At 42.1% G+C, this 25,471-nt stretch carries 20 protein-coding genes and 10 pseudogenes; 14 read left to right on the forward strand and 16 right to left on the reverse strand.

The window, feature by feature from the left end:
* Positions 1-26 precede the first annotated feature (26 nt).
* Both ITG10_RS09205 and ITG10_RS09210 read left to right on the forward strand, forming a co-directional pair.
* A pseudogene (locus ITG10_RS09205) lies at positions 27-1,130 on the forward strand (IS66 family transposase); the annotation flags it as partial.
* Positions 1,131-1,360: 230 nt separating this feature from the next.
* Positions 1,361-2,281 (forward strand): IS5 family transposase, encoded by a 921-nt coding sequence (locus ITG10_RS09210; protein ID WP_017630059.1) that lies wholly within the window; start codon positions 1,361-1,363, stop codon positions 2,279-2,281.
* A 312-nt stretch (positions 2,282-2,593) separates the two neighbouring features.
* Here ITG10_RS09210 and ITG10_RS09215 read toward each other — a convergent pair whose 3' ends face one another.
* The gene (locus tag ITG10_RS09215) at positions 2,594-3,172 is read right to left on the reverse strand and encodes a porin family protein (RefSeq protein WP_016769054.1); all 579 of its coding nucleotides are present in this window, start codon (positions 3,170-3,172) and stop codon (positions 2,594-2,596) included.
* A gap of 52 nt (positions 3,173-3,224) precedes the next feature.
* Positions 3,225-3,554: pseudogene (locus ITG10_RS09220) on the reverse strand (alpha/beta hydrolase); the annotation flags it as partial.
* Between the two features lie 350 nt (positions 3,555-3,904).
* On the opposite strand from ITG10_RS09220, the gene ITG10_RS09225 reads away from it, so the two are divergent.
* The 4 genes and pseudogenes from ITG10_RS09225 to ITG10_RS26470 form a co-directional block, all read left to right on the forward strand.
* Positions 3,905-4,141 carry a hypothetical protein gene (locus ITG10_RS09225; protein WP_236610067.1) on the forward strand — a complete coding sequence of 79 codons (237 nt, stop codon included), beginning with the start codon at positions 3,905-3,907 and terminating at the stop codon, positions 4,139-4,141.
* A gap of 411 nt (positions 4,142-4,552) precedes the next feature.
* Positions 4,553-5,871: pseudogene (locus ITG10_RS09230) on the forward strand (ATP-binding protein).
* A 220-nt stretch (positions 5,872-6,091) separates the two neighbouring features.
* Positions 6,092-6,367, forward strand: coding sequence for a hypothetical protein (locus tag ITG10_RS09235; RefSeq protein ID WP_016783988.1), 276 nt, complete (start codon positions 6,092-6,094; stop codon positions 6,365-6,367).
* Positions 6,368-6,548: 181 nt separating this feature from the next.
* A pseudogene (locus tag ITG10_RS26470) lies at positions 6,549-6,813 on the forward strand (IS110 family transposase); the annotation flags it as partial.
* 59 nt (positions 6,814-6,872) lie between these two features.
* Here ITG10_RS26470 and ITG10_RS09240 read toward each other — a convergent pair.
* Together ITG10_RS09240 and ITG10_RS09245 are read right to left on the reverse strand one after the other, a co-directional pair.
* Positions 6,873-7,911 (reverse strand): annotated as a pseudogene (locus ITG10_RS09240) (IS481 family transposase).
* 107 nt (positions 7,912-8,018) lie between these two features.
* Positions 8,019-8,208, reverse strand: a pseudogene (locus ITG10_RS09245) (transposase); the annotation flags it as partial.
* A gap of 276 nt (positions 8,209-8,484) precedes the next feature.
* On the opposite strand from ITG10_RS09245, the gene nrtS reads away from it, so the two are divergent.
* The 3 genes from nrtS to ITG10_RS09260 are packed head-to-tail and all read left to right on the forward strand — an operon-like array spanning position 8,485 to position 10,425.
* Positions 8,485-8,724, forward strand: coding sequence for a nitrate/nitrite transporter NrtS (gene nrtS, locus ITG10_RS09250; protein WP_016769077.1), 240 nt, complete (start codon positions 8,485-8,487; stop codon positions 8,722-8,724).
* A 2-nt stretch (positions 8,725-8,726) separates the two neighbouring features.
* On the forward strand, positions 8,727-9,656 hold the full coding sequence (locus tag ITG10_RS09255) for a methyl-accepting chemotaxis protein (RefSeq protein ID WP_248386364.1): 930 nt from the start codon (positions 8,727-8,729) through the stop codon (positions 9,654-9,656).
* 37 nt (positions 9,657-9,693) lie between these two features.
* Positions 9,694-10,425: an EAL domain-containing protein gene (locus tag ITG10_RS09260; RefSeq protein ID WP_016769075.1), complete on the forward strand. Its 732-nt coding sequence runs from the start codon at positions 9,694-9,696 to the stop codon at positions 10,423-10,425.
* A 677-nt stretch (positions 10,426-11,102) separates the two neighbouring features.
* Here ITG10_RS09260 and ITG10_RS09265 read toward each other — a convergent pair.
* The 5 genes and pseudogenes from ITG10_RS09265 to ITG10_RS09285 form a co-directional block, all read right to left on the reverse strand.
* Positions 11,103-11,993 (reverse strand): annotated as a pseudogene (locus ITG10_RS09265) (IS5 family transposase).
* 292 nt (positions 11,994-12,285) lie between these two features.
* Positions 12,286-12,516: a hexameric tyrosine-coordinated heme protein gene (locus ITG10_RS09270; protein WP_016784144.1), complete on the reverse strand. Its 231-nt coding sequence runs from the start codon at positions 12,514-12,516 to the stop codon at positions 12,286-12,288.
* A gap of 537 nt (positions 12,517-13,053) precedes the next feature.
* A complete protein-coding gene (locus ITG10_RS09275; protein WP_248386365.1) occupies positions 13,054-14,580 on the reverse strand; it encodes an IS66 family transposase in 1,527 nt (508 codons plus the stop codon).
* Positions 14,581-14,639: 59 nt separating this feature from the next.
* Entirely contained in the window at positions 14,640-14,993 is a 354-nt protein-coding gene (tnpB, locus tag ITG10_RS09280; protein ID WP_016791133.1) for an IS66 family insertion sequence element accessory protein TnpB, read from the reverse strand.
* On the reverse strand, positions 14,990-15,301 hold the full coding sequence (locus tag ITG10_RS09285; RefSeq protein WP_016768965.1) for a hypothetical protein: 312 nt from the start codon (positions 15,299-15,301) through the stop codon (positions 14,990-14,992). Before ITG10_RS09285 ends, tnpB begins: the two co-directional genes overlap by 4 nt.
* A gap of 133 nt (positions 15,302-15,434) precedes the next feature.
* On the opposite strand from ITG10_RS09285, the pseudogene ITG10_RS09290 reads away from it, so the two are divergent.
* Positions 15,435-15,557 (forward strand): annotated as a pseudogene (locus ITG10_RS09290) (IS5/IS1182 family transposase); the annotation flags it as partial.
* A gap of 94 nt (positions 15,558-15,651) precedes the next feature.
* Here ITG10_RS09290 and ITG10_RS09295 read toward each other — a convergent pair.
* From ITG10_RS09295 to ITG10_RS09305, 3 genes are all read right to left on the reverse strand, one after another.
* Positions 15,652-17,205, reverse strand: a complete 1,554-nt coding sequence (locus ITG10_RS09295) for a response regulator (protein ID WP_248386366.1) — start codon at positions 17,203-17,205, stop codon at positions 15,652-15,654.
* Between the two features lie 535 nt (positions 17,206-17,740).
* Complete coding sequence (locus tag ITG10_RS09300; RefSeq protein WP_248386367.1) at positions 17,741-18,304, reverse strand: PIN domain-containing protein; 564 nt, start codon at positions 18,302-18,304, stop codon at positions 17,741-17,743.
* Between the two features lie 65 nt (positions 18,305-18,369).
* Positions 18,370-18,822 carry an excisionase family DNA-binding protein gene (locus tag ITG10_RS09305; RefSeq protein WP_017632888.1) on the reverse strand — a complete coding sequence of 151 codons (453 nt, stop codon included), beginning with the start codon at positions 18,820-18,822 and terminating at the stop codon, positions 18,370-18,372.
* A 468-nt stretch (positions 18,823-19,290) separates the two neighbouring features.
* Between ITG10_RS09305 and ITG10_RS09310 the strand changes: the two genes are divergently transcribed.
* The 3 genes from ITG10_RS09310 to ITG10_RS09320 all read left to right on the forward strand — a co-directional run bounded on the left by ITG10_RS09310 (position 19,291) and on the right by ITG10_RS09320 (position 22,322).
* Positions 19,291-19,530 (forward strand): hypothetical protein, encoded by a 240-nt coding sequence (locus ITG10_RS09310; RefSeq protein ID WP_017632887.1) that lies wholly within the window; start codon positions 19,291-19,293, stop codon positions 19,528-19,530.
* A 167-nt stretch (positions 19,531-19,697) separates the two neighbouring features.
* Positions 19,698-19,991 (forward strand): hypothetical protein, encoded by a 294-nt coding sequence (locus ITG10_RS09315; protein ID WP_248386368.1) that lies wholly within the window; start codon positions 19,698-19,700, stop codon positions 19,989-19,991.
* Between the two features lie 975 nt (positions 19,992-20,966).
* Positions 20,967-22,322, forward strand: a complete 1,356-nt coding sequence (locus ITG10_RS09320) for a Fic family protein (protein ID WP_248386369.1) — start codon at positions 20,967-20,969, stop codon at positions 22,320-22,322.
* 113 nt (positions 22,323-22,435) lie between these two features.
* On the opposite strand, the pseudogene ITG10_RS09325 reads toward ITG10_RS09320, so the two are convergent.
* Positions 22,436-22,948 (reverse strand): annotated as a pseudogene (locus ITG10_RS09325) (transcriptional regulator).
* A pseudogene (locus ITG10_RS09330) lies at positions 22,942-23,213 on the reverse strand (DUF4160 domain-containing protein). Before ITG10_RS09330 ends, ITG10_RS09325 begins: the two co-directional pseudogenes overlap by 7 nt.
* A 687-nt stretch (positions 23,214-23,900) precedes the next feature.
* Here ITG10_RS09330 and ITG10_RS09335 point away from each other — a divergent pair.
* Positions 23,901-24,071 carry a hypothetical protein gene (locus tag ITG10_RS09335; protein WP_017631321.1) on the forward strand — a complete coding sequence of 57 codons (171 nt, stop codon included), beginning with the start codon at positions 23,901-23,903 and terminating at the stop codon, positions 24,069-24,071.
* Between the two features lie 468 nt (positions 24,072-24,539).
* Here ITG10_RS09335 and ITG10_RS09340 read toward each other — a convergent pair whose 3' ends face one another.
* Positions 24,540-24,941, reverse strand: a complete 402-nt coding sequence (locus tag ITG10_RS09340; protein WP_017631320.1) for a type II toxin-antitoxin system death-on-curing family toxin — start codon at positions 24,939-24,941, stop codon at positions 24,540-24,542.
* Entirely contained in the window at positions 24,941-25,111 is a 171-nt protein-coding gene (locus ITG10_RS09345) for a hypothetical protein (protein ID WP_016784412.1), read from the reverse strand. Before ITG10_RS09345 ends, ITG10_RS09340 begins: the two co-directional genes overlap by 1 nt.
* Between the last annotated feature and the right edge of the window lie 360 nt (positions 25,112-25,471).

The raw sequence follows: 25,471 nt of genomic DNA on the forward strand, positions 1-25,471 counted from the left end.
TGTTTACCAACAAACAGCTCGATAAGATTAAGGTGCTGGAATATGTTCGCCCTAAGTACGCTTGCCGCCAGTGCGAAAAAGCAGGCGACAGTAGCCGTATCGTTCAGAAGCCATCCCCTCAGAGCCTCATACCTAAAAGCTTCGCCACAGAAAGCTTGCTGGCCAATATCATTCTTGGCAAATACCAATACGCAATGCCACTTTACCGCCAAGAATCGCTGTTTACCCAGTCAGATATCGAGTTATCACGTACCACGATGGCAAGGTGGGTCACCCAAGTCAGCGAGAAGTTCGCTCCGCTGTATGCGGCCTTGAAAGAGCACCTACTCCAACAAGTGGTGGTGCAGGTGGATGAAACGCCACTCAATGTGCTCAAGGAAGAGAAGATGCGTTATATGTGGCTCTACTGCTCAGGCGCTGACTCGCCCGAAGCGGCATTACCGAATGTGAAAAATATCGTCTTGTACGACTATCAAAACAGTCGCGCGAGGGCGTGCCCTGTTGCCTTTTTAGGCGACTACAACGGTTATCTACAAACCGATAGCTACGCGGCTTATGATGGTCTACATCAGGTCACTAATGTGGGGTGCTTAGCGCATGCTCGTCGTAAGTTCATGGATGCTAAGAAGCTTCAAGGGAAAGGTAAGTCGGGGAAGGTTGATAAGGCGCTGGCTAAAATCCAAAAACTCTACGGAATAGAATCACGCTTAAAAGGTGCGCCTGTCGAAAAACGGAAAGCAGAGCGTCAAGCGTATTCCAAGCCGATACTGGATGAACTTTACCAATGGATGACAACCCAGAAGGTGATAGGCTCAAGCCCATTAGGTAAAGCGATAAAATACACGCTCGGCCAATGGCCGAAGCTCATCCGCTACGTCGATGACGGTCACTTATCGATAGAAAATAACAGCGCTGAACGTGCAATTAAACCTCTGGTCATTGGCAGGAAGAACTGGTTGTTCTCGAACACAACAAATGGTGCTGATGCGAGTGCGATGATTTACAGTATCGTCGAGACAGAGGAAGCCAACGGCCTAATCCTCTACGGCTACATGGTCAAGTGCATGAAGGACCAGGCGAAAGCTGAGCCTGATATTAACGCACTCTTACCTTGGAACTTCAAACATTAACAGCATCGCCCCGTGGGTTCATAGGGTGTTTACATCCAAGTTTGCATGGACGAGAAGTGTGGACGATGTTGAAACAAGAGCAGATAGATGTAGAAGGTCAGACGGCCTTTGAACGATTCTATGCACTCACAGCGTAATTGTACCTGTAGGGGGCTTTGTTGCTTAAATCGATGGAACTAAATCAAGAAGCTACGATCTGATCGGCTACACCCATCAATCATCGTAGCCTTATGCCGAAACCTCGTTACAAAACAACTAACTGGAAGCAGTATAATCAAGCCTTAATCAACCGTGGCTCTCTGACCTTTTGGATTGATGAGGAAGCGATAGCCGAGTGGAAGCAAAACAAACAAGGAAAACGTGGTAGACCTCGCCGATTTAGCGACTTAGCCATTACTACCGCACTGATGGTGAAACGCGTTTTCTCTATGCCATTGAGAGCGCTGCAAGGTTTTCTAGACTCCGTATTTAAGCTGGCTAACATCCCGCTTGTTTGCCCCCACTACACCTGTATAAGCCGCCGAGCTAAGGAAGTTGAGGTTTCATTTAAAACTAAAACCAGAGGCGCAATACAACATCTGGCTATTGATGCCACTGCTCTCAAGGTTTATGGCGAAGGTGAATGGAAGGTCAAGAAGCATGGTACTGATGGGAAGCGCAGAGTCTGGCGTAAGCTGCACATCGCAGTAGATACAATCACCCACGAAATAGTTGCAGCAGAGCTGAGTTTATCTAACGTAACCGATGCCGAAGTGCTCCCCAACTTACTTAAGCAGACACGTCGTAAAATCATTGAGATATCAGGTGATGGAGCTTATGACACAAGGAATTGCCATGATGCTATACGAATTAAGCGAGCGATTCCTCTCATCCCGCCACGAGAAGGAGCAGCCTTCTGGGAGCAAGGACACCCTCGTAATTTAGCGGTAGGTTGCCAGAAGCTCTATGGCTCCAACAAGAAGTGGAAAAAGCGGTATGGCTATCATAAGCGCTCTCTATCAGAAACCGCAATGTACCGAGTAAAACAGCTGCTAGGTGGGAAATTAAGCCTGAGGAACTACAACGCTCAAGTTGGCGAGACTTACGCTATGATTAAAGCCCTGAATAAGCTTACAGGGCTTGGTATGCCTGAAACACAGTATGTCGGTTAAGAATTAAGCACAATGGGGCAGGCATGCCTTCTCTCTGAATTAAGCAACAAAGCCCCTGTAGGGGGATCTGTCACACCTCTAACTAAATTTGTGACAAAACCGTCTTGTCTTAGAGTGCATAAGAGTTCCATCACCTTCAATTACAGCAATTATAAATAAAGATGGCTTCAGAATTTCAGCTCGTTGTTTGCCGTTTTTATAGATATAGTCTGTCACTTTCGATGTATTGCTGAGAACGAACTGAACAGCAATACATCGCCAAGCCTTAATGACTAGAGTTTAGGGAATCTCTATAATTCAAATATAAAGCCTCTAGAAGTCGTACGAAGCACCTATCATAACGGTACTAAACGCTGTGTCTCTGCTTTTAAGTCTTTTACCGTTATTATCAGTGAATTCGATATTTACGGCATCTGCCTGTGAAATCAGACGTAACGTAAGCCTGTCAATTGGAGTATATTCAACGCCAATTCCGAAATGGAAACCGGCACCAGAATCGTCATCAATTTTGTAATTACTACCCTTACCAGAATTCAGGTCAACATAGCTAAGTCCAGCAACAAAGAAAGGTCGTATTGAATTATCAAATGTGTAACCGACATTAGCCGAAACAGACAATGCTGTTGGAGAGAACACTTTGTCACCAACTTTCGAATCGTAGTCACCATAATCGGTGTAGCCAAGTTCAACACCGATAATGCGGTTAAATTGATAACCACCATAAACGCTATATCCCATGCTTTCAGCATCTAGATTGCCACCACCATCGGTATCTGAATCTTGATGGACACCAAAGCCGGCACCAATGTATGAGCCTCCTTCGATATTCGCAGCAAATGTAGGAAATGAAACCAAACCAACTAGGCCTAATAGAAATGTAGATTTAAGCATGTAAATATCCTTTTAACTTGATGTGTCGTAATGAATTTATATTATAGACCGCTTACTCAAGATGAGTAATGAAATTGTATTTTTCCGAGTCTGCTTTCGTTATCCAGTATTCGCCAACTGCCGGGACAGAATCCAAGATAAAGATATAGAAACCAATCCCTTTTTCTCCCAACATAGTTTTAAAGTAGGTCGCTTGCCTACGATGACTCTCGTCAGTGTATGGGAATTATTTGACCGTTTTATCGTCCTCAGCCCAGCTGTGTACACCTATTTGCTTATTCAATTCAATTGCTTTGGTGGCGTCTGCACGTTGTAAAATCCGTGGACTACCGGCTGCGAACAGATCTGTGCCGCCAGAAAACACCGAACCCGTTGGGGTTAATGTCTTTTGCTCTAATGAAATCGTTTTCGATAGGGAGACTTTATTGTTTATCTGCCAAATTATCTGTCATGAGTATGTATGGATATGTATACTTTTTTAGGACGTTATTTTTTGTTTCTTATTCATCCACACCACATAAAATTAGCGTAGAACATATTTAACCAATCAGTTTAGGTATTTTTTTGCGAAGTAATTAAACTCAATATGCAATATTTATTAAGCTAAAGATGAAGGTAATTCACGACATTTCATTTAAGTTAACACTCGATTAGGTTTGCGGTCGAATGGCAAACTCTAAAATGGTCACCGTGGAAGGCGATCTGTAACTTCAGAAATATTTCAAGATTACTTTGTCGTTCAACATTATGTGTCCTGCCTATGGCTGTAATGTTGCGCAGACCATCCTCATCGAACAACTTGACATCGTATTGCTGGATTTAATGCTTCCTGTAACCGCTAGACTGACAATGTTCCGACAGACGCATACACTCTATAAAGGTAAAGTATTGATACTCACCACTGGTGATGACGACTTTGATCGTATTGCGGGTAAGAAAGGACTGATGACTCTGCCATCAAGCCAATGAAACCAAGATTTCTGCTGGCCTGAGTTCGTTCACTATTACGCTGCCAAAACTGCTTCAGACGGTGGTTCAAATAACCTTCAATTTGATTAACTCGCTCTGAAAAAACATATAATAAATATGAACTTTCAGGTGCAGTTTATCACTCACAGATCGCGAGTTTGATCGACTTTATTAGCAAGCAATTCAGATACGCCGTAATCACTTGACTATTTGACGAAGATACTGGTTAGCATTGAGTATGACAGGATCGACCGGACGATTAATAACAAGGTTGTGCGCCTAAGACAAATGCTCGGTGACGACCATGCTCGAGCAAAAATAATTCAGATCATTCACGATAAAGACTACTTATTTTTTTTAACCGCTAGGTATTAACTTCGCTCACTACGAGCGTAATAAACGAGAACGATTATGCGACGTATTTATTTGGAGTCTTTATTGGGGCTGTTAGTTTGCTTTTTTATTGGTATTGTCGCCTACGAAGTTTCTGTCTATCAACTCAATACCGACTACGACTATGTGCTGCAAGATTACGAAGCGACAGCCCACCAGCAACTCATAGCAAACATTGCAAAAAATCAAAGCCTTAAAGCGGCTCATCAAGCGATAGATCAATTTGTGGAGACCTCTCAAAATATACTCGTCACGTTCAGTTCAAATGATGAAATACCGGGGCCAGTTTCGGCGTTTTTTAGTACTCACCCGAATAGCTTTATCTTTCACGATGATGAACGAAATCTTTGGTTTCGTTTAGCAGGCAGTGATAACACCTATCATTACCTACCCGATAATCAAGCATTTGTTCGAGAAAAAATAGAATTGGAAGATAACCTCATTTGGGTATTCTTTTTGGCTAGTTGTATCGTTTACGGCGTAAGTCATCTGTTAATTATTTTCCGCCGTGTTAGAAAGCTTGAGGTTGCCACTTTGCGTTTTTCTGAAGGCGATCTCTCGACACGAGCCGAGACTTCAAGTGGTATTGCGATTGGTTCACTGAACAAATCCTTTAACCTAATGGCCGACCGAATTCATCACTTAATTGAAAGTAACCGCTCACTCACCAAAGCCGTTGCTCATGAATTACGCACGCCAATATTTCGTATTCAATGGCAAACTGAAATACTCAAAGACACGCCGCTTAATGAATCGCAACAACACACCGTTGAAAGTATTATCGAAGATACAGAAGAGATGGAAAAGATGGTCGAAGAACTGTTGTGCTACGCCAAATTTGATAGCATTGACCTCGAAAAGCAACCCCAGTCATTAGAGATAAGAGACGTTCTCGAGCACGCGATGACACGCTGGAACAAAGACACAGAGCTCAACATCGACTTATCACTGCCAGAACAACCTAGCTCAATACTAGCGGATGAAACTCTGCTTATCCGAGCCTTAGATAACCTAGTACGTAACGCAATGAAGTTCGCACGTTCACAGATGTCGATTGAAGCCAGCGTGCATCAAGATCAGCTACAGATTGCGGTACATGACGATGGTGATGGCGTAGCACAAGAACACCAGGCTCGTCTGTTTGAACCCTTTACGTGGGCGATAAAGCGCGTAATAAAGCTAAGAGTGGCCATGGCTTGGGGCTTTCAATCGTCGATAAGATCTGTGCTCAACACAACGCAACCGTGGAGGTTGGTCAGAGCCCAACCTTAAAAGGTGCGGTATTTACTATTACCATTCAGATATGTAATGACTCAACTGACAAACCCATACAGTAACTACAAAACATCTCTGGAATAATGTCCAACATCGGTCGGGAGATGCTGTCTCCCAATGAACTTATTGAGTCTAGATAATCATGACACGGTCGTTTATGGCTTGTCATTACAGCACTGCTAATTAGAAGCAAAGTAAACCGTTACTTATTAATTCGTACTTTGTTAGCAGTTGAAGCCATAGGCTTACTATCTAAATTCCCAATTATTCTTAAGGTATTTTATGAAAAAGTTATTGTGTGTTTTAGGCGTTATCTCTCTAGCAGGTTGTTCAGGTATTAGCCATAACGATGAGGTTTACACAGCGCATGCTGAAAGCTTCAATATTATCGGTTTCCAAGTACCTGGTAACACTCAAGATCGTGCAATGGAGTTAGTGCCAGAAGGAGCAACGGTTGAGACAATTCGCTCAACAAACTCTGATACAAGCTCTGCTATGGGGATCATCAATCGTATTATCGGTATCGAATACATTCAAGTCGGTGGTAAAAAGCAATAATTTAATTACTGTTCGTTTAGGTAGCAGCTATGTAGATAAATAGCCTAAGCCAGTGACATTGAAGTGACCCCATAAAGTTGGACATTTTTGTTAAGCGGCTTTCAAGGCCTGAGTTCGATATTCTATCGGAGTCAGGCCTTTTAGTTTCACTTTTATACGTTTGCTGTCTTCTACGACTACACCTTCTATTGTGGCTGTTGAAGGGTGTGCTAGCTGCCATTATTGGGGACGTTTCGCTGAACGGTTTAGTCACGATGTACGAATCATTAACCCAAAGAAAGCTAAAGGCAATCTTGAAGGTCCACAAAACTGACGCGAATGATGCGTTAGCTGTAGCGAATGCCGCATTACAAATTGATCTTAAATGCAGTAAGCCCAAAACAATTGACCAGCAAGGACTCCATTTTCTTGAAACCAGTCGTCAGTTATTAACTCGTTCTATGGTTTTGTACTAATTCAGACCTGATCTGACAGTTACCCACTTTTAGACTCGGTGACTGTCAGATTATATCTGGGCTAAATTCTTTTCAGCCCAGATTGATTTCCCATCCTCTAATGTTTCTATTGGCGTTCTGCCGCAGCACATTTTTCCTTGATGGGTACGATGATTGCTGTAGTAGTCCATCCATTCGTCCAGATCTTTCTGCAACTCTTCCATCGAGCCATACAGTTTTTTTCTGAATGTTACTTGGTAACTCATTCAATATGGTCTTGTGGAAGCGTTCGCAGATACCATTTGTCTGCGGTGACATTGCTTTCGTTTTTGTGTGGTCGATATCATTGATGGCCAGATAGAGTTGATAGTCATGTTGATCAACACGGCCACAGTATTCAGTACCTCGGTCTGTCAAGATTCTCAACATTGGCAGCTCATGATTCTCGAAGAACGGCAGAACCTTGTCATTCAACATATCTGTTGCGGTGATTGGTGTTTTTGTCGTGTAGAGTTTTGCGAAAGCTATTTTGCTGTAGGTATCAACGAACGTCTGCTGATAGATACGCCCAACCCCTTTAAGATTGCCAACATAGAATGTGTCTTGAGAGCCTAGATAGCCTGGGTGTGCGGTCTCTATCTCACCACAAACTTCATCATCATGCTTTTTGCGCTCGAGAGCTGCGACTTGCTCTTCCGTTAGAATGATACCGTTCTCAGCAACTTGTTTTTCTAAGGCAATGAGGCGTTTTTTGAAGTTTTCTAGGTCGTTGCGGAGCCAGATTGAACGCACGACACTTGGAGAGATAAAGACACCCAGTTTACGTAGTTCATTGCTTGTTCTAACTTGCCCATGAGCAGGAAAGTCGATGGCGTATTTTAGGACGGCTTGTTCAGTTTCACTATCGACTCGATTCTTTAAGTTTGGTGTTCTTCTGCTCTGATTAATCAGAGCATCAATACCGCCAGTTTCAACCAACTCTTGATAGCGATAAAACGTGTCTCGAGAGACACCCATAACCTTACAGGCTCGAGATACATTACCAAGCTCTTCTGCAAGATTGAGAAGCCCAGCTTTGTGTTTGATGATTGGATTGCTAGTATGAAGCATGAGAGTTACCTCTTATTGTCTTTGATTGATGACTAAGCACCTTTAATCAAAGTGGTAACTCTCTTCTTTTCAAATTGAAGTGTCAGATCTAGTCTGAATTAATACACTTTAATCATCAAAGCTGTTTCAATAGCAGTATCAGGAAATTGAAAGCCTCTACCACGTTTGCCATGGTGGCTTTTGCATTGCCATGCTTCAACGGCAGAGTCGTCAATCCAAAAACGTTACTGAGCCTCTTTTGCACAAGGCTTCATTATATTCACTCCAGTTCGTTATCTTCTTCTTAGATTTACCCAAAACATCACCATGTTTTGACTACATGGGATCAGATCGCAGTATTGAGGAAAGGTTCAACTGATTTAGTCAACAACGCCATTGACATTTACTTACATCGAATTACACAACAAAGCCTCAATGCGAAAGAACACTGCTAAGGCACATAGAACTTTTAGCGATTGAATATACTCAATTAACCTTACGTAAGTTACAGTTGAACACCACTATTAATTTGAACAAACGTTCAATAATATATATGATTCACCAAAACAATACTCATCTAAACAGAGGTTGCAGATGCCTTTAGCTCAGTTTATTAAAACCGCAGGCGAACCTACGATACTGAAACGCTCACTCAAGGTTTCTCTCATAGTTGGCACCATTCTTATGTTCATTAATCACGGTGACAAATTGCTCTCCAGCAACATTGACATAACGCTGATCATTAAGATCTTGATGACTTACTGCGTACCCTTTTGTGTGTCTACCCAAGCCAGCGTTTCTGCAACTCTTCAATCCCGAAAGAAGGCCGTCTAATAATGATATTTTCGTTTAAAAAACCGTCATCGGATATTGTCGAAGTTCATACTAGCCATCTTGCAGAACTGAAGAAAGTCTCTGAAAAGTACTCTCTATTCAAACAGAATGATCCCACCGACTATGCGAAGAAAATTTACGTCAATGCAGCCAATGTCCATAAAGCGTCACGAAGTCGTGCTGAGTCGATTAAACAGAGCTATGAGTTAGTGAATCACTTTATCGAGCAGTCAGAAAGTATTAACAAGCTGTCTTGTGAGAGCCATCAATACTCCAGTCAAACGGCAGAAACTGCGGCTAATACCATCGACAAGCTGGAGGCTTTGGAAGAGCAAGTATTAGTTTCCAAAGAAAAGATCTGCCAGTTTAGCGAACTGCTCGAATCACTGAATGAGATTAACAAGAACGTCACCCAATTGGTGGATTCTATTAAAGGTATCGCTGCACAAACAAACCTGTTGGCGCTTAATGCCGCGATTGAAGCCGCTCGAGCTGGGGAGCACGGCCGCGGTTTTGCAGTAGTCGCAGACGAAGTCCGTCAACTTGCGAACACGGCGAATCAGTCTGCTGAGAACATCGACACTGAAATGGCGTCGATTTCAAAGATATCAGACAGCATTTTCAACAAACAAAAAGAGGTTGAGGACGTCATTATTCTTAGCTCAGAAGTAACCAAAAACACCATGCATAACATGAAGAACTTGATGAACATGTCGCTTGATAGTAAAACAGCTTCTAAAACCATCATGGACGCCATTGAGGCTCAACTGTCCGACTCCAACACGGTTAAGCAAAACATGGAAGCCCTAGTTGAAGGCACCAAGCTATCAATAAGCCTCTCGGGCAACAACCATGAACTCGCGGAACAGATCCTCAACTCTTTATCTTATCTGCAACTGAATGATAAAACGGACCAGAAAAGAAATGCTTAACTCCGATAGCGTGTAAGCAAACAAGGAAAATTGCGACATGAACCAAAGCCAAACACCACTTGAAACAGGGACTGCTGTTTCACTGAGTGATATCTTAAGTGAGCGTTCACTATATTCATATGTTCAGTCTATTAGAGATCTTAAACGCCAGACCACTTATGGACATGAGGTTTTAGTTCGTGGTCCTTCAGACTCCTTGTGGCATCGACCCGATCAGTTGTTTATCGCTGCTCAATCACAACAACTCAGCAGGCAATTGGAAATTGTCATCCTCGAAGTTCATCTTGAAAACATTGCCGCCCATACATCTATAGGATGTTACACCGTTAATCTTGCTCCTAACCTGTTGTTAGATAAAACCGTATTTCAGATACTAAACCGCTACGCACTGGCTGAAAGAATTAAGATTGAGCTCACTGAACACTTACCGATACGTGACTGGCAACCAATAAAACAGCGAATGGCTCAATTGAGAAAGCAAGGCTATCAGTTCTGGCTTGACGATGTTGGCTGCGGATTTTTTGATTTGGCGCTGATCGATGAAGTCAAACCAGAGGTAGTCAAACTTTGCATCAAAATCATCAGCAGACTTACGTTTGATCCTACTCTAGTTGATGAAATAAAAGCGGTCGTCAAAGCGGTTCATGACTACGGTGGCGCTGTTTTAGCTGAAGGGATTGAGGAGCACGTACAGCTCGATATGGCGGAGCAACTGAACATCGATCTAGCACAAGGCTATCTTTTTGATAAGCCACAGCCACTTATTTGAGTCACAAAAACCTAGTCCTCAATAAAAATCGTACAGTTGGATTTTGATATCCTTATTGTTCTATATATTGAGATTATAAATATAGCCACATTTATCTAAAAATACCAACAAGTATACTTTGCTTCAAGTAGAACAAATCCACCCAACTGAAGAGGTATACCAAATCTCAAAGTCACTCAACATTATCACTCGCGCATGCCCCGCTCTTTTGATTTTCGCAGTAACGCTACAACCACAGAACACACGCATACAAGATCAAGTATAATTGAAATTACCGCACAAGAGGGACAAAACACTGCTCTTGCTGACTTCCTTTCGGTTGGTGCACAACTCGTTAAGAGCTACGATCCTGACACATTGTTCAATAATTAGGAGGGTAGATATGACTTTTTGTAAAGTTTTGTCCAATAGTGTGCACGACCCTGATCTCGTATGACATTAGGGAATGGGTTCTTCTCCGCTTAAATGAGTCTGTAAATTAACAAAAAATATCCGCCTTCTTAGAAGACGGTTTTGCTTTATAGCCCCCTAGAAGGGGGCGTCCACGCTATCAGTTCTTCAATAACTGAAGTTGTTGTTCATACTCTATGTCCTGTTTATCTTGGTGTAGGACATATCGTCGAGGCTTTGTTGCGTAATTAAGTTGAGAGACAGAGCTAACCCGTTTCGTGTGTTTCTTAGTCAATAAGATAAGTTTCAGGCATATCTAACCCTGTAAGCTTGTTCAACGCTTTTATCGTCGCGTAATTTTCACCTACCTATGCATTGTAATTTCTTAAGTTCAGTTGCCCTCCTAGCAACTGTTTAACTCGTTACATCGCTGTTTCAGAGAGTGGACGTTTGTGATATCCAAACCGCTCTTTCCAATACTTATTCAAGCCGTTTAACTTCTGACAACCCACGGCGAGATTTCGAGGGTGACCACGCTCCCATAAGGCTGCCCCTTCTCTTGGAGGAATAAGCGCAACGGCTCGTTTAATCTTAATAGCAGCGTGGCACGCTCTCGTGTCGTAAGCGCCATCACGAGACAACTCAAAGATACTTCGCCGTGTTTGTTTCAGTAAATTCGGGAGTACTTCTCCAACTGTAACCGTTGATAAACTTAGCTCGACGGCAATATGAAGCTTTCGCCAGACTCTACGTTTGCCATCCGTCCCGTGTTTTTTGACTTTCCATTCACCTTCGCCATAAACCTTAAGGCCTGTAGCATCAATAACTAAGTGCTGTATTGCTCCTCTCTTTTTAGTCTTAAATGAGACCTCAACTTGCTTGGCTCTACGACTGATGCAGGTGTAATGTGGACAGCTTAATGGAATATGGGCAAGTCTAAAGATCGAGTCGATAAACCCTTACAGCGCTCTCAGCAATATAGAAAAAACTCGCTTCACCATGAGCGCTGTCGTGATATCTAGATCACTAAACCGACGAGGCCTCCTGCGCTTATTCTGTTTGCTTTGCGCCCACCCGCTTATCGCCTCTTCATCAATCCAAAAGGTCAGAGAGCCACGGTTAATGAGTGATTGGTTGCATTGCTTCCAGTTGGTTGTTTTGTAACGAGGTTTAGACATGAGACTACGAGAGATAGTGGACGTAGCTGATCAGCTCGTAGGCTCTGGATTTAGTTCCATTGAATTACGCAACAAAGCCGGGGTGTTTACCTCGGTAATAGGTGTCGCTTATCCGACAAAAGTTTGTTCCACACATGCTTGAAGAGCTAGTGCGATGAGTATAATCGCACTAGTTAATAGGCTTGGTTGAGGTGCACACCAAGTGATTATGGTAAATCGACCATGTCATTTTACCTACGCACAACGACTGTAACGTTAAATGGCCTCTACAATCACAAGGCCTTATGTGAATTTAATTATCTCTCCAATAGTTATTAGCCTGAGATACTGTCTGAAAATGCATTGCAATTGTCTTTGATGATTCAATAAGCAGCGATGCACTTTCTGAGTATTCGGGTCTTAACTTATGTAAAACCTCCATGTCTGGTTGAGTTTTCTTTACTCCCATTCTGCTCAACTTAATCGCCAGTTCAAAACCCTCACTAGGCGTTTCTGTGATTAAACTAGGTAACCATTGCTCCATTATTTATTCCTTGCTTTATTAGATGATGGAGGGAAATTAATACCACATTCAAGCTGATAAAGTTAACTTTAAAATCGAGCTTTTAATAGGGCTGGCTCACGCTTTATTAACAAATTTGTTCTCTATAGCACCAAATCCGTAACTACATAGCTACTTTGAACTTAATTGAGCACAGAATTACCTTCTACTTCTTACACCAAGTAGTAAGTACATAACCCACAATGAATTTAATGCTTATACCACTTGCTCAAAATCCATATCAACTCCCATCACCTCGACAAACACTTCTGATATTTGTTCACCGCACAGACTGATTGAACTTCCGTCATTTCGCAGCTGATTTAGTAATTGAAATAGTATGTACCAGCGGTCATTTATTAGTAAAAACCACGTGACCGAGATTATCGAAGAGGTGATTATTTCGGGCTCAATTGCGCCTGTATTTGCCATTCAGTGGGCGCAGGCAAATAAGGTAAAAGATTTAACCTTCCTGAGCTCCGTAGGGTAAACGCTCCATGAACCCACGGGGCGATGTTGTTAATGTTTGAAGTTCCAAGGTAGGAGCGCATCGATATCAGGCTCAACTTTCGCTAGCTCTTTCATGCACTTGACCATGTAGTCGTAAAGGATAAGGCCGTTGGCTTTCGCCGTCTCGACGATGCTGTAAAGCATCGCGCTCGCATCAGCACCATTTGGTGTGTTCGAGAAGAGCCAATTTTTTCTACCAATGACCAGCGGTTTAATGGCGCGTTCAGCACGATTATTATTGATAGATAAATGACCGTCATCGATATAGCGGATAAGTTTCGGCCATTGGCCGAGCGTATACTTAATCGCTTTTCCTAATGGACTAGAGCTTATTACTTGTTGAGACGTCATCCAGTCGCACAGCTCATCCAATATCGGCTTGGCATACTGTTGACGTTCTGCTTTTCGTGTTTCGACAGTCGCACCTTTTAAGCGCGATTCTATCCCATAGAGCTTCTGGATTTTGGCTAGCGCTTTATCTGCTTTGCCTGACTTACCTTTACCTTGAAGCTTCTTAGCATCCATGAACTTACGCCGTGCATGCGCCAAGCAACCAACATTGGTTACGTGATGAAGACCATCATAGGCACCATAGCCATCGGTTTGCAGATAACCACTGTAATCCCCCAAGAAGGCAACAGGGCATGCCCTCGCGCGACTGTTTTGATAGTCGTACAAGGCGATATTCTTTACATTCGGCAGTGCAGCGTCGGGCGAGTCTGCGCCCGAGCAGTAGAGCCACATATAATACTGTTTATCTTCTTTGAGGACATTGAGCGGCGTTTCATCTGCCTGAACCACCACTTGTTGGAGTAGATGCTCTTTCAAGGCCGCATACAGCGGTTTGAACTTCTCACTGACTTGGATAACCCACCTTGCCATAGTAGTTCGCGATAGCTCAATACCCGACTGAGTAAACAGCGACTCTTGGCGGTACAGTGGCATTGCGTATTGATATTTGCCAAGGATGATGTTGGCTAGCAAGCTTTCTGTCGCGAAGCTTTTAGGGATGATGCTCTGGGGCGCTGGCTTTTGAACGATGTAGCTTTTGTCTTCAGTTTGCTCGCACTGACGACAAGCATACTTAGGACGAACATATTCCAGCACTTTGAGCACGGCTGGTGAGAACTCAAGTTTCTCACTGCGGTCTTCACCGATTTTATGCAGACTATATTGGCAGCATGCACACTGTTTTTCATGGTCGTCTAAATCGAGTTCGATAACCTCACGAGGCAAAGTCTTTGGAAGTGGCTTGCGTTTACCACGCTTCTTCGTTGTGGTCGTTGTTACCTCAACCACCTCTCCCTTAGCGGCTTCACATTCCACTTCGTTGAAGAGGTCACCTTGAGATTCATCGTAAGGCTTTAACGCCTCCGAGCGTTTTGCGAACTGGCGGTCGAAAGCAAGTTTGAGTTGCTCAAGCAGAGATTGACGCTCTTGTTTCCATTGGTTTTCTGACGCCATCAGCGCTTTCACCATCGCTTGTAGCTCGGCAATATCTTGGCTTTCTGGGTTGATATCTGGCGTCTTTTTCATGGCATTGATTATACTAAAATCATGCTGTTAACGCTTGGCAGATAAGGCTTTATTATCGATTAAGTCATTGTAAAATCGTTTATTTGAACGGGTTTATGGCCGATAATCGTGAAGCCAGAAAGCAGTCTATCAAGTTCGAATTGAGTCAGGGTAAACACTTCATTTTGCTCTTTTGTAGGCCATTTATACTTGGCTTTTTCAAGGCGTTTATACCAAAGCGCAAAGCCAGTTTCATCCCAGTACAGCACTTTGATTTTGTCGCGCTGTTTATTGGTGAACAGGAACAGTGCGCCGCTTCCCAAGGGTAAATCGGTGTCACTTTCGATAATCGCCGCGAGGCCATTGATGGACTTTCTAAAATCGACACTCTCACGATACAGATAAATCTCTGGTGCGCTGAGCATATGTTTCATGACAAGGCTCCAATGAGTTCTGCCAGGTAGGCAGCGGGCGTGCCTTGAGGAATGCTCAACTCCACATCATTGATGAGGAGTGTCATGTTAGCGGTGGCTATTTGAGCTTGATACTTCGTTGTCTTTTCGACGACCTCTGCCCGTAAAAAGCCTTGAGAGACATCTGCTTTTTTGAGTTGCTGGCGCTTAGCATAAAACGTCGAGGGATTGAGTTCATTAATCTTACAAAATGCAAGCGTTGACAATGAACTCGATTCAGACTGCTCGATGAGTGTTTGCCATTCTTGATTAGTGTGTCGTTTTCCCATTTCAAATCTCCTCATGGTTGGAGACTTGATCTTATTCTTCGCGCTAGGCGATTAGAATGCGGGGTTTATGGAGCGCTTACGGAGCAAGTGCGCAGGTCACATTTTTTATGTCAATAGGGTTTGGTGAGCACTTATGCTAGAAGGACTTTTGAGCTTAAGAAATTACAATGCACAGATGAGGGATACTTACGGGATAATAAAAACGTTAAACAAGCTTACTGGGGCAGGTATGCCTGAAACGTATCGTATTGACTAAGAATACACGATACGGGGTAGACCTATCTCTAAGGTCCGCAAATAAAGCCTTCAAAGTATTCAAATCAGTCTCAAGGTCCCTATCATCTGATTGTTTAAAATGGGCTAGGTGGCTTGATGGTGAAACCATTGCCAAGTGAGTCATTAATCCATTTTTTCCACCTTTCTGGCAGTTCTAGTTGCGTTATTTCTTGTACCATATTATCACTACATTTTTTTTGAATTGTTTTGCTATTGGTTGCGTATAAGTAGTCCAGCTTAGCCGACACCGAATATGGGAAGTTGTGAACGTATCCCTTAATATATTCTATCGACTTCGAGTTTTCAGTAAGGGTTAACGCTGAAGGTGACAGCGTTTGTTTTTGAGCTTGTTTTAACAGAGGAGCGTCTTGAGTTTGGCGACCTTCCTTTACTGTGCGATATAAAGAATACTCACCAAAATGAATAAACAATGGTAATAATTGGTTGAATAAATCGCTGGGCTCATCGTTAAAAGAGTCAGAAAGTAAGGTCGTCGCTCTCATTAATTTTTGATGAGCCGATTTTTCATTTTCTTCAAATATCAAGATGTGGCAATGAAAGATCGCCAAGTTCGAAAGTAATTGATTTTGAAGTTTACTGGGGAATTTTAAACGAACTTGCGCTGTAAATTGATCGGCATGTTTTATCAGCACTTTCTTACTGACCATGTTTGCCTCGCGTTCGTATATCGCCTTTAACGATTTGAAGTAGGTTGATATAGAATTTATTACATCGGTGTCTGCAGATGAAATGCTGTCAGCGTAAGTCTTCCCTAACTTGAGTAGCATTGCAGTGTTGCCGACGTTCTCTGCTAAGTCGATGGCACGGAGTGCACGATGATTGATACTCGGTGTTAATTCAAAGGTGCGTATTGCCAATTTTAAGGCTGGTACCAACATCTGATGTTTTTCGTAAATAGAGCTCAAACAATCCATCACATTCAAAGAGAGAGGTTGCTTCACAAGATAGTTGTGGAGTTTATCTATCGCTGATTTTGGTTTGCCGAATTCATACAAAGTCAATGCTTCCGCTACCAATTTGGTTGGGTGCATCTTCGTCTTAGATTTTTTGAGTAAATACGAGAGCAGCTCCCACTCCTTGCCAGCGAGCAAATGATCTATTAACGTGGCTTCAAACATCACTTTTGTGTCTGCATTCGGAATGTTTAATGCTAAATTGAGCGTAGCCTGTTGACTGATTGGGTAAAGCTGGGTTAATTGGGTGATTTGTTTGGCTTCATATAAGGCTGTTTGGATTTTATTTCCAAGAACAACAGTGTTAATGGGTTTGGAAATAAAGTGTTGCGCCCTACCAGATAAAGCCGTTAATACTGTTTCTTGACGCCTATCACCAGAGAGCAGTATCGTTGCAACTGTTTGATCAATGAGTCGGTTACGATAGAGGATGCCTAATAATTCAAAACCCGTTAGAGATTGTTCTAGATGGTAATCGATGAGAAGTATTTGAAAATGATGGGTTTCAATTGCTTTGATAGCTTGCTGGTAGCTGGTTGTGATGATTATATTTTCATACGAAACCCCGAGTTTAATTAGCTGCTGCCTGATAAGAATAGTGCAACCTCTTGAGTCGTCTACAATTAAAACTCTTAAGTTTAACGATAAGATCAAGTTTTCTACCCTTACATATTGAACCGTACAACAAAAGCTATGCTCTAAGTTGAATACTGTCAAGACGCGGTTGTCTTAGTATTGTGGTTACTAAGTGAAATTGTGATGCGAAGCAATGTGCATATATTGATGTGGCCTAAGCTTTAATCAACCGTGGCTCTCTGATTGTTGGGGTTGATCATGTTTCCGATTTGCTCATGTCAGATAACATAATTTATAAATACTTATGTTGGGCCAAAATTCACTCGACCGAGAACATTAGCTTTTTGGTGAAACTGATGTGGCAAAACTTTGTTAGCCGTACTCCTCACTAACTCGTCTTCGGGCATTTATTTGTCAGTGCTTTTGCTAAATTAGCAACTAATGAAGAGCCCTACCCCTATCGGTATGGAAAAGTAAAAAAAACCACTTTCCAAGAGTCAGAAAAGTGGTTAAACATAAATAGGCTAAATAACAATAGGTAAGTTAATCACTACCAACTATATGCAATTAAGTTAAACGGGGCAAGTGTCGCTAAATTATAATCGAACAAAATCTATGCTGGCTGATTTTTGTCGAGTCGACGACACTTGTTACTACAAATCAGATCTAAAGCATCAACTTGAAGCTTGAAGCTCTTTAAGTGTGAGACGAAGCTTGGGAGTCTCTGTTTTTGTAAGTAAGCTAAGAACTCGTCTTGGCTCATTGGTGGTCTTTTTAATGAAGCTCTTTGTTGCTGAGCTGCCTTAACGCATGCGCTATTGTCCAATTCGAACATGTCGTACAGGAACTCGTCTGGATGTATTGCCGATAGACCTAAAGGTTCGAGTTCGCTAGAAGGAAAGTCTTTTAGGTTAAACGTAATAATAGACTCAGCCTGACCTTTAATAGCGGCAGCGACAACATGTCTATCATTAACATCGGGTAAAGTAAGGCCATCAATTAAAGGCTCATACCCTTCAATCAAACAGTCTGGAACATTCGCGTTCATTAACTGTCGAGTTCTTTGCAGTTGCTCTGTATTCAGCTCTGGCCTATTTTTCAGTAGATTTCGAGTCCATTCATCATGTATTTGTTCTGTCCATCGCGCTCTAAACAGGCCAGTGTTGGCCAAGTGCATTAGTTAGCTTCGAAGTGGAGCTGGATACATGACACATGCGTCTAGAATTACCGTATATGACGCCATTAATATCCCATATCCATTTCTTGGTCTAATGCTGATAGTTCAGCAAGAGCAGTTAGTTTGTTCTCTTCTAGGCGGTGCTTGTACTCCATAAGATCAGCATAAGCTACCTTTCTACGGTTGCCAGTACGACTAAACGGAATATCACCAGAATCCAGAAGCTTAATGAAAGTAGGACGAGACATGCTTAGCATATCAGCACCTTCTTGCGTTGTGAGTTCCGCATGAATAGGTGTGATGCTAACAGAGTTGCCTTGACCTAATTGAGTCAGCACCTCGATCATCATATTCAATGCGCTTACTGGAATAGTGATTTCGTGAGTCTTACCAGACTTATCGACAACATTAATCCTTTGAGCCTCACCATTAATTTCTATAACGGCTGACAACTCTTGGCTACCAAGCTTAGCCAGTGCCATTTCTTCAGCGCTTGGCAATTTTGTAGCAATATTCATTGTGTATCCTCTCGTTTTTAGTTTCTGATGTCATGGTATACAAATCTGCATATCATGCGATTATTCAAAAGCAAGAGAATGTCACATTATCGTTGGACTTAGTGTTCGTATTCGGCTTAGTTTAATGTCTATCAATGCATGCTTAACTATCTTTAATCATAGTACTTCGATGTGTCGTGGATGAGTAAAACTAACCACGAGTGCGTAAATGTCGTCGACTCAACAATAACGTCACAGACTGAACTCCTCCTCGTGGCACGTTCTCCCTCTGAAATTCCCCCCATTATTGCTTAGGTCAAATCTGCCGCTATCAAATTCTGACTCAAACTCATAAGGCGATATCTAACGTCCTAACTACTAACGTCTAGAGGCGGTCAATGAGGTGGACGCAGAAAGGTCACCTAACGGGGAAGAGGCGAAGCTCGGGGGTATTTGGAGGGGGGCACGTCTTTTTTAGGACGTCGGCACATGTCCCGCTTTAAAGAGGTTTTTGGGCTATTTTACAGTGGCTTGTTGTTTGTGGCGGCGATGAAAAGTGTCGATGAAATAGTTATGCTTTTGGTTGAAGTTGTTAAAAATCAGGGCATTGAGCAAAAAGATATGTACTTGCGGATTGGAATGAAACTGCAGTATCTGCGGATGGAAGTCGGTAGTGGCGCAAAGTTATCGGTGATGAAGCGGTGGGAGATTAATAAAGCTCGTTACTGAGTATTAAAGTGTCACACTAAAATGGCAGCGATTGCATAGGTACGCTGCCATTTTAAAACATTATGTCCTATTTCGTGACAAGATAGATTCAAAAGCAACTAAGATTTGTACAAATAATCAACACGCGAGTACGATTTTAAGTACATGGTTGAGTACGTGAGGGTGCTATGAAAACAAGTACAATTTATGCAGAAAAAGCAGTGTCATCAAGCGAAGCTAGAAAGCACTTCAAAGATTGCTTATCAGGGGAGCCTGTCGTCGTTTTATCGAACAATGAGCCTGCTGGTTATATGATGAGCGCAACTTTTTTTGAAGGACTTATGAAAGCTCTAGAAGGCCAGAATGCTGACTCTGCTTCATTATTTAGACCAATGAGTGCTCGCTTAGAAGTCATTGCCCACCTGAATGCTCAAGCATTAACAGAACTTGATGAGAATACTTTGGGTGAGTTTCAAGAGTGAGTAATTCATTAAATATTCGAGTTTTTAGGCATAACATCTGAATTGATGCACTTACTGAAAGTGAGCTTCATTCTTTGACTAAAGATTTTAGGTACTATAAGGAGACGGGTCAAAAACCAGAATTCTTTGGTCGTGATGAAGCTTATGATCATCCCAATACATTACTAATCCTGAAGTCAGAAGAAGTGAAGCACATTCACTTAGCTGTTACTGATGCTCCATTCTTAAGTTCTATCCAGTTTTAGCAAACAAGTGATAAGCACTTAGTGTATTGCCAAGGCTGGAATGAACCGAGCTGTTTCCTGTTCATTGCGATCTTAGTACCTGATGCTCATGAGCAAGCTCGTAATAGAACTATCATGCATAACTTGGGTTTGATTGCTGAAAAATTTAGGCAGAATTTCTAAAGCGCATTCTGTCCTAAGGCTTGATAGACTTGACGTTTACTCAGGCATATTTCTCTAAAAGGGCCATTTAGCTCCGATCTGCCCCATCCTATTCGGCAGGTAGCTATCACAGAATGCAGCCGCCAATTTAGACTTACTTGTTCTTATCTCTAGAGCTCTACTTATGTGACCAAATCTGCTAATCCACTACAGTCTGAGTTGTTTGCCTGATGGTGTTTGGCGCCGTCCTTTCGTCGAATGCATTTGTGGTTCGATGTTGGTTTTAAAGAAGATGAGTGTCGAATAGGTCGAAAGTAAGGGCAGGTGAGAATGACAAGTTGGTGATAAGTGAGCAGTGATAAGGCCGTATTACTGCTTCCCCTAAATTAGCCATTTATGAATAACCAAAAGTATGGGAAGTCACTTAACTTGGTGTCCAGTATTGAGACAACAGATCCATCTTTGTTTGGGCATACGATCTGGATAAGTCCATCTTTACTGTGACACTATAGTTGTCACTAAATGATAATCACGCCATAATTGTGACACTTAAGTCAACGAAAGTGTCACAATTAAAAGGGTGTTTGTCATGAATAGGTTTGAAATCCAACGTTATATCGAGCAACAGTGTCGCCCTGTGTCCATTTCAGACATTATTATGGATCATCCTGAATTAATTCGTCGTACGCTTCAGCGCTGGCTTAACAAGCTGATTGAAGATAAACAGATAGAAGCCATTGGTGACGGTCGTTCTCGTCAATACATTGCGAGCCTCGTTAGAGAAGCTATATCCAATTCTAGCCATAACGATCACAATGACTTTCCTAAATCGATCCCACTTTCACCTGACAGTTATGACATTCTTAATTATCTAAGTAAGCCTATTTTTGAGCGTGATCCTGTTGGTTATTCACGTGATTTTTTAGATGAGTACTCCCCAAATAAAACTTACTACCTTTCTGAACCTATTCGTCGTCAGTTACACCGTATGGGAAAAACCATCTATGCGACACAGCCTGCGGGCACGTATGGAAGAGATATTTACAATCGTTTATTAATCGACTTATCTTGGGCATCCAGCCACCTTGAAGGGAATACTTATAGTCGACTAGACACGGTAGAGTTAATTGAGCATGGTCAGTTTGCACAAGGAAAAGACATCATCGATACACAGATGATTTTAAATCATAAATCAGCGATTGAATTGTTGATTGATAATGTCGATTCCATTGAGTTCAATCGTTTCACTATATTGAATTTGCACAGTGCGCTTTCAGAAAACTTATTAGCCAACCCGTCTGATGAAGGGCGAGTGCGTAGTCATGTGGTAGAGATAGGGGGCAGCGTTTATAAGCCAATGTCATCCGAAGAGGTACTTTTTATCCAACTGGAGTCGATTCTTAATAAAGCGAATCAAATTCTCGATCCATTTGAGCAATCATTTTTTATCATGGTGCATTTGCCTTACTTACAACCCTTCGCTGACATTAATCAGCGCACCTCTCGTTTGGCTGCGAATATCCCGTTGCTTAAAGCTAACGTATGTCCTCTTACGTTCCTAGATGTCCCCGAAAAAGCCTACAGCAAAGCGGTGTATGGTGTGTATGAAATGAATAGAATCGAGCTTCTTCGTGATCTGTATTTATGGGCGTACGAGCGTTCAACAAAAGAATACCTAGCGGTGAAACAAGAGTTAGTAAAACCGGATCAGCAACGCCTGCAATATCGAGCGAAGATAAAGGAGATAGTTAAACAAGTCATACTGACACCAGAGTCACAGCCCCTGGATATCATAGAATTACTGATAAGCAACGAGCAAGAAACGGATAGGCAAAACATTAGCGCCCTTGCATTAGAAGAGATAAGACGAATTCACGAAGGGGTCTTGGTACGATATGGCCTAAGACCGTCTCAGCTCGAAAAGTGGCACCAATTACACGGATAGAAAAGACAGTCACCACCCGCTCGGACGAGGGGGGCGAGGTAGAAGAGCTTGAGTTTTGTTGCCTTTTTGGATCGCAACACTTATCAATATTTAGACAGACAAAGTAAAAAGGCCTACAAATAAGTAGGCACTCTATCTTTAGCTAATTCAATAACGGCATGGCCTAATTGAACCCAAGTGCCAAAACTGGGTGTTGTTTCAGGTTTTAATGAACGATAAGCACTCGTTCTACCTCTAATACCTGCGCGCTCAATGCCAGCATTGTGACCAAATTGCTCGACATAAGAGCGGATGGCCGCTTGCAAAATGTCAGCTCGACCTTCTTGCATTGAATCCCATGATGCCTGCTTGATTACTCTTTCCATTTCTTTAACGTCAAAAGGCGTTAAATCCGATTCAGTATAACGGCCAACCGCGATTTCCTTTAACGTTGCCGCTGATAGTTCAACACCACTCTAATCAAGGGAGCCGTCAGCCTTTCATGCAAACTTTTTAAAATCAGGTACATGGCGAAATGCTTCTTTTTGAAAATACTCAGTTAAGTTTACTTCACCGATATAGCCGTCACTAAAAGTAAGCTCAAGCGTAAAATCAGCGACCAAATCAACATCAATTACTTTTAACATACGTCACCTATAATTTACCTGGGTTAATACCAGCAACGGCTTTTTTCCACATGGTCATCCGTTTTTCTCGATTGTTTTCAATGTGTGATTCTGCTCGTTTTCGTTGCTTGTTTGGCCAATAACCTTCTCAGTTTTCACCTGTTTCAATGGCGACGATTGGCTCATAACGACCATATTGGATATGAATGTGAGGTGTTTTATGTTGCTTGTTATCAAAAAAGTACAAACAAAATGAAAGGCCAAGCCATGCATCTCTCTTCGGCATAGCAATCTCTAAGCATCCAATCTGTTTAAACGATAACCTTGTGTCCTAAAAGAGACGATATTTGCCTGCGGCATCGTTTAAGCGGTGAATATGCTTCGGTGGGCCACTTGAAGATGGATTGGGGGCAGGGACGGCGTAAGGGCGTACTTGGGGCGCTCATTGAGCGTCTTTTAAGTCGGTCGCCATGGTCACTGCGATGCACACTGTCTCAAAGGGCCTTCAATGGCCACGATTGTGTCTCAGGGTGAAACGCTCATGTTCGCAAGTCTCTTATTTTCTTTGGGTTTTCGGGCTGAGTGAAAACGGCCCTAAGGTGCTATGAATATTTGTTTTAAGTATTTGATTTTAAAGTTATTTTTTGTTTTTCTAATAAAAAGCCCTAATGGTAGGCTTCCTTAGGGGTATTTTTTGATCCTATTTTCATTTCTTTTAAATACAAAGGCTTATGGTGGATATGCGAGAGATCAAAATATTGGGTGAGACAGTTTTCTTTCAAATGATCCTTTTTTGAGACAGAAAGGATCAGCTCCAATAGGCGGCGGGATCAGACCTATTGGGGAGGTTTTTATTAAACTATTGAATATAAAGGTCATTTTGGTGATGATTTTAAAATGAGACAGTTATGAAATTGTCGGTGTCTTATCTGGCGCTTTATTGTTGGCTTCTATACTGCTTTAAAGTGGTTTTTTGTTTATTTTACAGTGGCTTTTTTTTGTGGCGGCGATGAAAAGTGTCGATGAAATAGTTATGCTTTTGGTTGAAGTTGGTAAAAATCAGGGCATTGAGCAAAAAGATATGTACTTGCGGATTGGAATGAAACAGCAGTCGTGTCAGCGAATTAAAGCAGGTAGTTCGTAAGCTATCGACATTACTGAGAGTATTCTAAAGTGCCCCTGTTGATGGGGGAAGGGGACATCAACGAGCTTAAGTTTTGGTTTACAGAGGAGGAAAAACATGAATACGACCATTGAAAAAGTGGAAGGTTTAAGCACTCAACAGTAGGAATAGCTGTGTTGGTCATTACTCATTGCGGGCGGAAAAAACATTTTGATTTTCACTCCTGGTTTTGTAACGATGTCAGAACGGTGAGTGCTAGGTCATTAAAGGGGATAGACTTGTTTGGGTATTGTACCAGTGGTCATCAACCGAGCTTCAATAAATGGATGTACAGCATGCTGATTCTAAGTTTTTATCATTGTTGTAGATGGTTCTTATTATATTGTTGACTGCTAACCGATTCTGATACTTATCCAAGTACAGAAAATCATTTTACTTGTCATTCAGTATTGATGATGCAGATCAGGTTGCGCAACACCTTAATTCTGTTCAATCAACGAGGTTGTTTTCTTGCGCATATTGAGCATACAAAATATCTGCGAAATCGGTTTCCGAGATATCAGCGAGCACTAGGTCTCGAACGGCATCAGCCAACAACTCGTTATCGCTGGTCAACTCATAGTCGTTTAGAGATAAGTACTCAAGAGCCACCATTAATCCAGTTCGTTTATTTGCATCCGGAAGCGCATGGGCTACCGCAATGCTAGCCGTATATTTTGCAGCAATCTCAAAAATATCGTCTAAACCATCATAGACAATGGCATTATCAATCCTACCTAAAGCACCTTGCAATTTAGGAATATCGACGGCCCCGTTCATACCAGGCTCAGTATCGAGTATGAATGTATTGATTTCTATGACTCGCTCGAATGGAAAACAAATAATGTCCATTACATATGAGCCAGTTTTTCAAACGTTTTTCTGTGGGTTCTCAATGCTAATTTGGACTCTGATTTAACAATTTGTTGTCCGTAAGTTCCTGACAAATCGAGTTTTTTTGTAGCTTTAACTCTAGGTCTTTCAACCGCACCCACACCATAAGATTCAATTTTCTTATTCATCGACCTTCACCTCTAAAGTAACCATTTAAAAGACATTATACTATCAACCCACCCAAAAAACATAACGTCGTGTGAGGTGGCGAAGCAACGCTATGACTCAACGAAATGACTGCACTGTCAACAAAAACGCCTTCTAAACTGAACATGCTACCAGTGTAAAGCGAGTACAAGCCATAATCTTGTTATCATCGCTATTGCCCTTAACACCAACAACATCCCCCCTCTGTCTGGTACAGCGCCAGCAGAAAAAACGGTGATCAGTTCACTTTATGATAGTGATCTTCACATCATCTTGTCACGATTAAGAGCACTGATGAGGTATTCGACGGGGTTTTGGCAGTATGCGCACGTGCATTGTAC

Source organism: Vibrio sp. ED004 (assembly GCF_023206395.1).
Lineage (GTDB): Bacteria > Pseudomonadota > Gammaproteobacteria > Enterobacterales > Vibrionaceae > Vibrio.